This window comes from Pelagibacterium limicola, from assembly GCF_015694405.1.
GTDB classification, from domain to species: domain Bacteria; phylum Pseudomonadota; class Alphaproteobacteria; order Rhizobiales; family Devosiaceae; genus Pelagibacterium; species Pelagibacterium limicola.
In genome coordinates this window covers 65,601-77,605 of the sequence record NZ_JADQDB010000002.1, presented here as the reverse complement: position 1 = coordinate 77,605, position 12,005 = coordinate 65,601, and the positions used below count along the sequence as shown (strand labels likewise).

Genomic DNA, 12,005 nt, shown 5'->3' with positions numbered 1-12,005 from the left:
CAGCCTTTGCATGTGGATTTAACGCTGCGGGCTATACAGGAGGGCTTGCGACAAGGCAAGCCCGGACTAGTTCAACCGTACGTCGACGACTCCGCTGATGGCCTTGAGGCCGCCGGCAAGCTGCGGGCTCAGGCGGAACTGGCCCGGAAGTTCGATCTCATATTCGCGTTCCCCCTGGTCGCGCAGAAGGATGAGGCTCACCACCCCTTCCCCGCCCGGCTGGAGTTGGGACTTGATCGGTGCAATGCACGATTCGCTGCCCGCAAAGATCGTCATCCGGCGACCAAGCTTTTCAACAGAAGCATCGATGGCCTCGGCCTTAAGCAGGCGCAGGCGTACGCCGTCGGGACGGGCGTCGGCCCCGACCTCCATGACAACCGACCTGCCCTGTTCGAGCAGATGGCCGTAATCGGACATCTGCTCGGAAAAGGCGACGCATTCAAACGACCCGCTGGGATCCGAAAGCATCAGGATCGTCATGGTCGATCCCTTCCGGGTCTTGCGATCCTGTCGCGAAATCACCGTACCTGCGAGCCGCCCAGCTACGGCGCCTGCATGGGCGGCGCGCTCGAATGTCGCCCAACGCTGGACGCGGAGTTTTTCAAAGAGTTCGGAATAATCGTCGAGGGGATGTGCCGAGAGATAAAAGCCGATGGCAGCGTGCTCTCGGGCGAGCCGTTCGGTGAGGCTCCAGGGTTCGACATGCTCGGGCAGCATGATCGCATCTGGCTGGCTGGTGGCGAACATGTCCTCGATGCCGTCGGCACGGCCCGATGTTTCGCGTTGGGCGGTGCTGACAATGGCATCGGCGACGGCGATCACCTGTTCGCGGCGCTTGACGAGGCTATCAAACGCTCCAGCATTGATGAGCGTCTCGAGCGTGCGCTTGTTGATAACTCTCGGGTCGATGCGGCGGGCAAAGTCGGAAAGGTCGATGAAAGGCTGGCTCCCACGAACCTCGACGATATGTTCTGCGACCTGCCGCCCGACCCCCTTTACCGCGCAAAGCGAATAGTGGACGCGCCCGTCATGCACCGAGAAATTGACCTCGGAGCGGTTAATGCAGGGCGGGACAATCGCGATACCCTTCTTTTCGGCCTCCCGGCGGAAATCGGCCAGCTTGTCCGTCTGGCCCATGTCGAGGGTCATCGAGGCGGCATAAAACTCATGCGGATAATGAGTCTTGAGCCACGCCGTTTGGTACGACACCCATGCATAGGCCGCCGCGTGGCTCTTGTTGAAGCCATAATTGGCGAACTTGGCGAGCAGATCGAAGATGTTGTCGGCCAGCGCTTCCTTGAGTCCGTTCCGGAGCGCCCCTTCGCGGAAACGCTCGCGCTGCTTGTCCATCTCGGCCTTGATCTTCTTGCCCATCGCACGGCGCAGCATGTCAGCTTCACCGAGCGAATAGCCGGACAGGAGCTGGGCAATCTGCATAACCTGCTCCTGATAGACGATGATCCCATAGGTTTCATCGAGCACCGCGGAGAGGGATTCGTGGGGGTACTCGACCTTTTCCCGCCCGTGCTTTCTGTTGATGAAGCTCGGGATATTGTCCATCGGCCCAGGGCGGTAGAGGGCGTTCATGGCGATCAGGTCTTCAATGCGGTCAGGCTTCAAATCGACCAGCGCCCGCCGCATCCCCGGACTTTCAAACTGGAAGATGCCGTAAGTGTCGCCATCGGCGTAGAGCCGGTAGGTCGGCGCATCGTCGAGTGGAATGGCATCAATATCAAGATCGATGCCCTTGGATTTGACCATCTCGACCGCATAGCGGATCGTGGTCAGCGTCTTCAACCCAAGGAAGTCGAACTTCACGAGGCCGGCTGGTTCCACCCATTTGAGGTTGTACTGGGTGACGGGCATGTCCGAGCGCGGATCGCGGTAAAGCGGCAGCAACTCATGCAGAGGGCGGTCGCCGATGACGATGCCGGCCGCATGAGTCGAGGCGTGACGATAAAGCCCCTCGAGCTTTCCTGCGATACGCAGGAGTTCGGCGACCGTTTCGTCCTCGTCGCGCATCATTTGGAGGCGCGGTTCGTCGTTGATCGCCTGGGCAAGCGTGACGGGGTTCGCCGGATTGTTGGGTACGAGCTTGCAGATGCGGTCCACCTGCCCATAAGGCATCTGAAGCACGCGGCCTACATCGCGCAGCGCAGCGCGCGGTTGCAGCGTTCCAAAGGTGATGATCTGCGCGACCTGATCGGCGCCGTACTTTTTCTGAACGTAGTCGATGACCTCCTCACGACGCTCCTGGCAGAAGTCGATATCGAAGTCTGGCATCGATACGCGTTCGGGATTGAGGAAGCGCTCGAACAGGAGATTATAGCGGAGCGGGTCCAAGTCGGTGATGGTGAGAGCATAAGCGACCAGAGATCCAGCGCCCGATCCGCGTCCGGGGCCCACGGGAATATCGTGGGCCTTCGCCCACTTGATAAAGTCAGCAACAATAAGGAAATAGCCGGGAAATTTCATATCCCGGATGACCTTCAGCTCGAAGGCGAGACGTTCGCGGTATTGTTCGGGCGTGGTGTCCGGGGCGATGCCGAAAATCTCGATGCGCTTTTCCAGCCCTTCTTCCGCCTGCCGGGTCAATTCATCGGCCTCCGCCGCTACGGCCTCGGCGTCGCTCTGCCCGGGATCGGCTGCGAACTTAGGGAGGATCGGATCGAGCGTGCGTGGGCGGTAGCTTACGCGACGGGCGATCTCCACCGTGCTCTCAACCGCTTCGGGAAGGTCTGAAAAAAGCGCGATCATCTCGGCGCGCGACTTGAACCAATGCTGGTCGGATAGCCGCCGCCGCTCCGTCTGGGCGACGACCGAGCCTGCCGCTATGGCCAGAAGCGCGTCATGAGAATCGAAATCGTCCTGTCCCGGGAAATAAGGTTCGTTGGTGGCGACCAGCGGCAGTCCGTGGCGATAAGCAAGATCGATTAGGCGCGGCTCGACGGCGTTCTCGATCGGACGGTCATGACGCTGGATTTCGACATAGAGGCGGTCGCCGAACAGCCCATGGAGCTTGAGGAGCCGCATTTCGGCCGCAGCGTCAACTCCGGCAGCAAGATAGGGATCGATTGCTCCTTCCGGTCCGCCCGTCAGACAAATCAACCCTTCGGCAGCAGCTTCGAGCCAATCGATATGCGCGGCGGTCTTGCCGTCGCTGCCCTCGAGATAGGCGCGTGACACAATAGTGGAGAGGTTTGCGAAGCCCTGCTCCGTCGCTGCGATCAGGACGATGGTGCCCTTTCCCAGGTTGGCGCGTTCGTTGGGCTTGTTATCCTCATCGCTGCCAAAATCGATGGCGAGTTCACACCCGGTGATCGGCTGGATGCCCTTGCCCGCGGCTTTTTCGGAAAATTCGAGCGCGCCGAAGAGATTGTTGGTGTCCGCAATGCCAATCGCGGGCTGTCCGTCCTTTGCGGCGAGGTCGAGAATCTTGCCGAGCGGCAGCGCCCCTTCCAGCAAAGAATAGGACGAATGCACGTGCAGGTGAACGAAACCGGGACCGGACATAGCTTACGATTCTCTCCTGGCAACTGCCCTTTGTGCCACCCCGAGCCCGTCGCGCCAACCGCGAGGGCGGTTTATGCACAAGGGTCAGCCAAGATAAGCCAGCATGTCCATGTAAGCGAGGAGCACACCGCCAAACGCGGTCAACGATGCCAGGGCCATGAAGTCCTTCACAATGTTCAGCATTAAAGCCTCCTACTATGGTGTTTCGTCTTTGTTCTTATATGTTCATTGTTTGTTCCTGTCCATATCGCGCGCTGGCCACAACGGAAAGTAATAAACAAATTATTAACGCACCGCGACCGAGCGTATCGGCACGGGAACGGAAGCATGATGGGAGAAGGTTGGAATTCCGGCATTTGCACGGAATGCCGGCAGTGCAGGCCTGAGCTCGGTGCTGTCAGCGCAATCCCCGCGCTGGCTCATTGCCTGCGACCAGTATCCCTTCGGTGCAAGCGTTACGCCCTACAGCGTCATCGGCTCAATGTGGCCATCCGCAATCGTCACGATGCGGTCGGCGCGGCGGGCGAGATCGTGGTTGTGGGTCGCAATGATGCAGCCAGCGTCGTGTTCGCGGATCAGTTGGGAAAGGGCGGCGAAGACGCGTTCGGAGGTCGCGGGGTCGAGATTGCCAGTGGGCTCGTCAGCGAGCACCAAGCTCGGGTTGTTGGCCGTGGCGCGGGCGATGGCGACACGTTGCTGCTCGCCGCCCGAAAGCTCCGCCGGGCGGTGTTCGGCGCGGTGACCAATGCCCATGACCTCGAGAAGTTCCATGCTCCGCTCCTTTGCGGCGCGGTCGGATTTGCCCGCGATGAGCTGGGGCATTACCACATTCTCGATTGCGCTAAACTCGGGCAGCAGGTGATGGAACTGATAGACATAGCCGATTGAATGGCGGCGCATCAGCGTACGCTGACGGTCCGACAACCTTGCAGTGGACTGTCCGAGGATCGCCACCTCTCCTCCCCTCGGGCGTTCAAGCAAACCGCAGATATGTAGAAGGGTAGATTTTCCTGCACCGGAGGGTGCGACCAGCGCCACGAGTTCGCCGCGAGATACGGCAAGACCAGCGCCCTTGAGGACATGCACCGCTCCGTCGCCATCGCCGTAGCTCTGGCGCACGTCTTTGAGCTCGAGAAGGAAATCACTCATAACGCAACGCCTCAACGGGATCGTATTGCGCGGCGCGCCAAGCGGGATAGAGGGTAGCGAGGAAAGAAAGCCCAAGCGCCATCACAAGAACCACCGTTACTTCCACAGCATCGACGCGCGAAGGGAGCGCTGAGAGCAGGAAAACCTCCGGCGGGAACAGGGCGATGCCCAGGAGATCGGACACCCAGGCGCGGATGGATTCAGCGTTGATTGCAAGGACGAGCCCCAGCAAAAAGCCGGCAAACGTTCCGATGAAGCCGATCGCCGTGCCCGTCATGCAGAAAATGCGCATGATCGAGGCTCGGGTTGCCCCCATCGTGCGCAGGATGGCGATATCCCCTGCCTTGTCTTTGACCAGCATCACGAGGCTCGAGATGATGTTGAAGGCGGCGACCAGAACGATCATCGAGAGGATGACAAACATCACGACACGCTCGACCTGCAGCGCCGAGAAGAAGGTTTCATTGCGCCGCTGCCAGTCGGTGAAAAGCATCGGACGGCCAGCTGCGATCTCGAGGTCAGTCTGGATGGCGCGCGTCCCGTCCGGATTTGCGAGGAAAACCTCGATGGCGGTAGCGTTGTAGACGCGCTCATAGGCAGCATCGATTTCCTCGTCGGTCGCCATCAGGCCAGGCTGTTCGACGCCGTCGCGCAGCCGGTCGGAATAGAGCCGGAAATAATCCTGCGCGGACCGGATGGGCATGAAGACAAAGAAGCTGTCGAACTCGACCATGCCGACATCGAAGATGACGTTGACCGGATAGGAGCGGATCTGCGGAGTCGAGCCAAAAGGGGTCTGGATGCCGCGCGGACTGACGATTGTGATGGCATCGCCCAGCGTCAGTCCGAGTTGGTTGGCCATGCGGATGCCGATGGCGACGCCGCCCAGATCATCCCAATCCTCCCACCCGCCGAGAACGGCGCTCCGGTTGAGGAGCGGGAGCTTGGAGATGTCCTCGTATGACATGCCGCGCACGGCGACACCGGCTGAATTGTAGTGGCCTGTGGCGAGCGCCTGCCCTTCGACGAACGCCACGACGCCCAAGACGCCAGGCACCTGCTCGATGCGATCCTTGACTGCCTCGTAATCGTGGAAAGTCTCTTCAATCGGAAAGGCCGTAAAATGGCCGTTGAGGCCAAGAATCTTGCTCAAGAGCTCGTCGCGAAAGCCGTTCATGACACTCATGACCACGATCAGCGTCGCAACGCCAAGGGCGATCCCCACCATGGTCAGAGCCGAAATGACCGAGATGAAGGTATCTTTTCGGCGCGCACGCAGATATCTGCCCGCGACCAGCCGCTCGAAGCGGGTGAATGGTCCTGTACCCTTCTCCAGCCGGGCCGGCGCGGTCGCGGTCACACCGTATCCCTGCGCGCGGGTTCGACGAGCGACTTGAGCCGCGCAGCGGCCTGGTCGATGGAGAGTGTTTCGCGCTCGCCACCCCTGCGGTGCTTTATTTCGACCTCACCGGCCGCGAGGCCTCGCGGACCGGCAATGATCTGGTAGGGAATGCCGATCAGGTCTGCAGTTGCGAACTTGCCGCCTGCCCCAGTCTGGCGATCGTCATAGAGGGCGTCGATGCCGGCTGCGCGAAGTTGATCGTAGAGTTTGTCGCTTGCCGCATCGCATTGGGCATCGCCGGATTTCGCGTTGATCACCACCACTTCGAAAGGCGCGACCGAGACCGGCCAGATGATGCCGTCATCATCGTGGCTGGCTTCGATTATCGCCGGCACGACACGGGTCAACCCGATGCCGTAAGAGCCCATATGTACGGTGACGGGCTTGCCGTCCGGCCCCTGCACTTGCGCGCCCATAGGAGCGGAGTATTTTTCCCCGAAATAGAAGACCTGCCCTACCTCGATCCCGCGCGCCGCTATACGCTTTTCCTCGGGCACCTTGGACGCGAACTCGGCCTCGTCGTGCATGTCCTCGGTCGCCGCGTAGAGCGAGGTCCAGTCCGCGACGATCGGCGACAGATCGCCAAGGAAATCGGTGTCGACCTTGGGGATGGGCTTGTCGAGCATATCGGCGTGACAGAAGACTCCACTCTCGCCAGTATCGGCGAGCACGATGAACTCGTGGCTGAGGTCACCTCCGATGGGGCCGGTCTCCGCACGCATCGGAATTGCGGTCAAACCCATCCGGTAGAAGGTACGCAGATAGGCGACGAACATGCGGTTATACGCCTTGACGGCGTCAGCCTTGGAAAGATCGAAGGAATAGGCGTCCTTCATGAGGAACTCGCGGCTGCGCATGGTGCCGAAGCGGGGGCGGATCTCGTCGCGAAACTTCCACTGGATATGATAGAGGTTGAGCGGCAGGTCCTTGTATGACTGCACATAGGACCTGAAGATCGAAGTGATCATCTCTTCGTTCGTTGGCCCGTAAAGCATGTCGCGCTCGTGGCGGTCCTGCATGCGCAGCATTTCCTTGCCGTAGTCCTCATACCGCCCGCTCTCGCGCCAGAGGTCTGCCGATTGCAGCGTGGGCATCAGCAATTCGATGGCGCCGGCACGGTTCTGTTCCTGCTCGATGATGTCCTGGACCTTGCGCAGCACCTTGTAACCGAACGGCAGCCAGGCATACATGCCTGCCGCCTGTTGGGAGATCATGCCGGCACGCAGCATCAGCCTGTGGGAGACGATCTCGGCTTCTTTCGGGGTCTCTTTGAGGACGGGCAGGAAGTATCTCGATAGACGCATTTAAACTCCGGTGCCGGGATCGACTCAGCGGGTTGTTCGGGCCGCACTATCAAGCGCAAACCACCCGTTCCTGGCAAGGGTAAGGCGGTATTTGCGTGGCGCCTGCATTTTTCTCTCCGGTTGTGACAAAAGACCGCAAATTTTGCTTGGCAGCGGAAATTCTCCTTGGTAGGGTCCGCCCCTATAAAACGAAAGGCGGGGCCAAATCCGCCTGACGCCGACAACGTCAAGGGAGGAGAACTGGCCGCCCCAATGTGTGCGCGTAAGACCAGTGGATTGTCGCGAAACTCATTTATTTGCAGGGCTTTGTCCCTGCTTTTTTTTGTCTTGCGCGAGGTATCGCGGGCGGCGCGATCATCGGTTCCAATAGGCTTGTAGAGTGGGGTTGGAAAGCCCCCAGAAGATGAGCGCCGTGACGACAGCGGCAATGAAGGTCGTGGCCACGACCTTTTGCCACATGAGCGGATTGATGGGCGCGCCCGGCTCGGTTCCGTCCGTGACTGGCCCGTCCTCGTGCTGCCCTTTGACTCCGAAGGGAAGCGTTACGAAAAGGCAGATCCACCAGACGATGAAGTAGATCGCGATGTAGGTGAACGGCTGCATCAAACCTTGTGTATAATGACTTTGACTATGGGCTTGCGCCCCCAGACTGCGTTGACCTCCGAGCGCACCGCGCGGCGGATTGCCTCGGCGAAACGCCCGGTATCGGCGCGGCGCTTTTCAGGGAAGCTTTTGATCGTACCCTGAGCGGCGGAGCGGACAACATCGGCAAGCGCGTAATCATCATCCTCGACTTCGGGTAATCCGTCGAGTTCGATAACCGGGCCTGAGACGATCTGTCCCTTACCATTGACGGCGAGACTGACAACCACCAACCCGCCGAAAGCCAGCCGGCGACGGTCGCGGACGCGGCTTTCCTCGGGCGTGCAAAGGATATTGCCGTCGAGATAAAGCACGCCGGTGGGGACCTCTCCGGGGAAATGGGCGGGCTCGGGGAAGAGGCGGACCATATCACCGTTGCGCACGGAATAAGCGGTCTTGATGCCGTGCTCACGACCGAATTTAACGTGCGCCTCGAGGTGCATCGGCTCCCCGTGAACCGGGACGAGCAGGCTCGGCTTTGTCCATTCGTAAAGCTGGGCAAGCTCATTACGGCGCGGATGACCGGAGACGTGGACCATCTCCTCGCGTGCCGTGACAACTTCGACCCCGCGATCGATGAGCTGGTTCTGGATGTCGATGACAGCCTTTTCGTTGCCGGGGATCGCCCATGAAGAGAAGATGGCCATATCGCCCGGCGAAAGATCGATCACCGGGTGCTCACCAGCTGCGATGCGCGCCATCGCGGCGCGGGCCTCGCCCTGGCTGCCGGTGCAGATGAGTACGACCTTTTCGCGCGGGAGATAGCCGTAGGCGTCCTGATCGAGAAAATCAGGTACGCCCTCCATCAATCCCAGTTCGCGCGCAATTCCGGCCACGCGATGGACTGCCCTGCCCGTCGCAACCACCTGCCGGTCGGCCTTGGCGGCAGCGCGGGCAATAGAGATCATCCTGCCAAGGTTGGAAGCAAATATCGTTACGGCAACCCGGTGTTTCGCCGTGGCGATAAGGCGTTCGAGGTGGATCGCAACTTCGGTTTCCGAGGGGCTAACGCCGCCCTTCATTGCGTTGGTGCTATCGCAGACGAGCGCAAGGGGCCTTCCCTCGTTGCCTATGGCACGCAGGCGCTCGATATCGGTTTGCGGTGTACCGACGGGCGAGATATCGATCTTCCAGTCGCCGGTGTGCAGCACGCGGCCGGCCGGTGTATCGATCAGCAGCGCGCAGCTTTCGGGAATCGAGTGGGAAACGGCAATCGCTTCGATGTGGAACGGACCGAGGTGGAAGGGGACGCCAGGCGTGAATATCTCGACATCGACGTCCTCATCGATGGCGTTGGATATACGTTTCGCCCGCAGCATCGCGGCGGCGAAGGGGGTAGCGAAGACTGGTTTGTCGAAACCGGGCCAAAGGTCGAGCACGGCGCCGTAATGATCTTCATGGGCGTGTGTGAGGACAAGTCCAACAACGTTTTCGGCCTCCTCTTCGAGGAAGGTCGGATCGGGCATTATGAGTTCGATGCCCGGCGTTTCAGGACCACCGAAGCTGACCCCGCAATCGACGACCAGCCATTTCCGCTCATCGGCCGGGCCGAAACCGTAAAGCCCCATATTCCTGCCAATTTCACCGACGCCCCCCAGCGGCACGAAGACCAGTTCGTGGCCAGTCACTTTCTTTTTCGCCATAACAAATCCCAATAGACTGGTTCGGGCGAGCCGAACCAGCAATCTTTTTCAATCATGTGCGGCGAAGACTACTGACGCAGTGTCGCCGTGGTGCCGAAATGGACGTCGCCCGCGGTGATAGCGGTGCGGTGCCCTTCATTGTCGCGGACAATCAGCCTGCCCGCATCATCAATCGTTTCAAAAACGCCGCGCAGGACGTCGTTGTTGCGCTGCACCGCAACTTCAGCTCCGATTCCGGCGGCATTTTCGCGCCAGAGGGCCAGAATGGCGGGCAACCCGATTCCGTTGTCCCAAAGGGTATAGGCCTCTACCCAGCTTTCGGCCAGAGCCTCGAACACAGTTTCGGCGTTCGCGGGCGAGCCAAGATCGCGGAGCGAAGTCGCCGGGTATGGCAGACCCTGGGGTGCGGCCACGACGTTCACGCCAAAGCCAATGACGGTGGCCGTGCGCCCATCGTCGCGCTTTTGTGCCTCGAGGAGAATGCCGGCAAGCTTGTGCCCATCGGCGAGAACGTCATTTGGCCATTTGAGCGCAAGGCGCTTGGCCGATTGTCCTGGGGCGGCGTCTGCCCCATCCAGGCCGGTACGTAGGCGGGCGGCAGGCAGGATGCGCCCGAGCGCCTTGTTGAGCGCAACGCCAGCGACGAAGCCGAGTGAGCCAAGGCTGGCCGTCTCAGCGTCGGGTACAATCATCAGGCTTGCGGCAAGGTTGCCGTGGGGACTCTCCCAGGCCCTGCCCCGCCGTCCGCGCCCCTCGGTTTGTTGCAGCGCGGCATACCAGATACCGCTGCTTTCCCCCCTCTTGGCCGCGAGCAACGCTGCGGCGTTGGTAGACCCGATACTGTCGAAGCCGAGGACTCGGTAGCCGGCTTCGACCGCAAGTGGAGAAAGAGGAAACGCGGGCACGCTAGAACAGGCTACCCGCCGCGTTGTGAGCATATTCCGCCAAGGGCGCGCCGACCGTGAAATAGTAGGAAAGCACGAGGAAGCCGGTCAGCGCAATGACGACGCGCAGCTCAATTGCCGGCACCGCATAGCCTTGGGTCGGCTCATCGAAGTACATAACCTTGATGACGCGCAGGTAATAGAACGCACTCACGGCACTTGCCAGCATGCCGATGACGGCGAGCACGAAGAGCTGCGCCTCAACTGCAGCGAGGAATACGTACCACTTGGCGAAGAACCCGGCGAGCGGCGGCAATCCAACCAGCGAGAACATGAACATTGCCAGCATGCCGGCAACGAACGGCCTGTTTCGAGAAAGCCCGGCCAGATCCTCGATGGTCTGGACGTAGCCGTTCTCGTTCTTCAGGGCGAGAACACAGGCGAAAGTTCCCACTGTCATGGTGAGATAGACGGCCATGTAGATGGCGACACCCTCCACACCCGTCAGGCTGCCCGCCGAGAGGCCGACAAGGGCGAAGCCGACGTGGCCGATCGAGGAATAGGCCAATAGGCGCTTCAGGTTGTTTTGCCCAATGGCTGCAAAGGAGGCCAGTACCATCGAGGCGATGGAAAGGAAGATCACCACCTGCTGCCAATCGCGCGCGATCGGCTCAAAGGCATCAAAAACGACGCGGATCAGAAGCGCGATCGCGGCGACCTTGGGAGCGGAGGCAAAGAAAGCGGTAACCGGCGTCGGCGCGCCCTCGTAAACGTCGGGGGTCCACATGTGGAACGGCACGGCAGAGATCTTGAAGGCAATGCCCGCGAGCAGGAACACAAGGCCAAAGATCACGCCGACATTGCGTTCCCCGAGCGCCACGGCTTCGGCGATACGGTCAAGCTGGGTGTGTCCGGTGAAGCCATAGACGAGCGAGGCGCCGTACAGCAGCATTCCAGAGGACAACGCGCCGAGCACAAAGTATTTGAGGCCCGCCTCGGTCGCCTTGCCGCTGTCGCGTCTGAAGGCAGCGACGACATAGAGCGAGAGCGACTGAAGCTCGAGACCGACGTAAAGGCTCATGAGGTCGTTTGCCGAGACCATCATCATCATGCCCAACGTGGCGAGAATGACGAGAACCGGGTACTCGAACTTGTTGAGCCCCTTGTCGGCGGCAGTTGAGAAGGTGAGGATCAGCGCAAAGACAGAACCGGCGATGATAAGCGTCTTCATGAAACGGGCGAAGCCGTCATTGATGAAGCCACCCGAGAAAATCGTGCCTTCGCTCGAAATAAGGATCATCGCTCCGGCTACGGCCAAAAGGCCGACGGCCAGAATGGTAACAAGGCGCGAAGCCTCGAAGCGGACGAAAACACCGATCATCAGCAGCGCCAAGGCGCCGACGGCAAGCAGCATCTCGGGATAGGCGGGGGCCAGAGAGGCGAAACCGGCAAATTCGGACGTCATCGT

8 protein-coding genes are annotated in these 12,005 nt (G+C 60.4%); all 8 read right to left on the bottom strand.

Annotation, left to right across the window (positions count from 1 at the left end):
• Positions 1 to 66: 66 nt before the first annotated feature.
• The 8 genes from dnaE to nuoN all read right to left on the bottom strand — a co-directional run bounded on the left by dnaE (position 67) and on the right by nuoN (position 12,002).
• Positions 67 to 3,513, bottom strand: a complete 3,447-nt coding sequence (gene dnaE / locus I2G20_RS03340) for a DNA polymerase III subunit alpha (RefSeq protein ID WP_196258278.1) — start codon at positions 3,511 to 3,513, stop codon at positions 67 to 69.
• Positions 3,514 to 3,975: 462 nt separating this feature from the next.
• The gene (locus I2G20_RS03335; protein ID WP_196258277.1) at positions 3,976 to 4,662 is read right to left on the bottom strand and encodes an ABC transporter ATP-binding protein; all 687 of its coding nucleotides are present in this window, start codon (positions 4,660 to 4,662) and stop codon (positions 3,976 to 3,978) included.
• Entirely contained in the window at positions 4,655 to 6,022 is a 1,368-nt protein-coding gene (locus tag I2G20_RS03330) for an ABC transporter permease (protein WP_196258276.1), read from the bottom strand. The genes I2G20_RS03335 and I2G20_RS03330 overlap by 8 nt, the downstream gene beginning before the upstream one ends.
• Positions 6,019 to 7,368: a proline--tRNA ligase gene (proS, locus tag I2G20_RS03325; protein WP_196258275.1), complete on the bottom strand. Its 1,350-nt coding sequence runs from the start codon at positions 7,366 to 7,368 to the stop codon at positions 6,019 to 6,021. The genes I2G20_RS03330 and proS overlap by 4 nt, the downstream gene beginning before the upstream one ends.
• A gap of 354 nt (positions 7,369 to 7,722) precedes the next feature.
• The gene (locus I2G20_RS03320; protein WP_196258274.1) at positions 7,723 to 7,971 is read right to left on the bottom strand and encodes a DUF1467 family protein; all 249 of its coding nucleotides are present in this window, start codon (positions 7,969 to 7,971) and stop codon (positions 7,723 to 7,725) included.
• Positions 7,971 to 9,653, bottom strand: a complete 1,683-nt coding sequence (locus I2G20_RS03315) for a ribonuclease J (RefSeq protein ID WP_196258273.1) — start codon at positions 9,651 to 9,653, stop codon at positions 7,971 to 7,973. Before I2G20_RS03315 ends, I2G20_RS03320 begins: the two co-directional genes overlap by 1 nt.
• A 68-nt stretch (positions 9,654 to 9,721) precedes the next feature.
• A complete protein-coding gene (locus I2G20_RS03310) occupies positions 9,722 to 10,558 on the bottom strand; it encodes a biotin--[acetyl-CoA-carboxylase] ligase (RefSeq protein WP_343070299.1) in 837 nt (278 codons plus the stop codon).
• A gap of 1 nt (position 10,559) precedes the next feature.
• Positions 10,560 to 12,002, bottom strand: a complete 1,443-nt coding sequence (gene nuoN / locus I2G20_RS03305) for an NADH-quinone oxidoreductase subunit NuoN (protein ID WP_196258271.1) — start codon at positions 12,000 to 12,002, stop codon at positions 10,560 to 10,562.
• Positions 12,003 to 12,005 lie beyond the last annotated feature (3 nt).

Coding starts and splice junctions, on each gene's coding strand:
- dnaE (WP_196258278.1), bottom strand. CDS start 3,513: ATGTCCGGTCCCGGTTTCGTTCACCTGCACGTGCATTCGTCCTATTCT.
- I2G20_RS03335 (WP_196258277.1), bottom strand. CDS start 4,662: ATGAGTGATTTCCTTCTCGAGCTCAAAGACGTGCGCCAGAGCTACGGC.
- proS (WP_196258275.1), bottom strand. CDS start 7,368: ATGCGTCTATCGAGATACTTCCTGCCCGTCCTCAAAGAGACCCCGAAA.
- I2G20_RS03320 (WP_196258274.1), bottom strand. CDS start 7,971: ATGCAGCCGTTCACCTACATCGCGATCTACTTCATCGTCTGGTGGATC.
- I2G20_RS03315 (WP_196258273.1), bottom strand. CDS start 9,653: ATGGCGAAAAAGAAAGTGACTGGCCACGAACTGGTCTTCGTGCCGCTG.
- nuoN (WP_196258271.1), bottom strand. CDS start 12,002: ATGACGTCCGAATTTGCCGGTTTCGCCTCTCTGGCCCCCGCCTATCCC.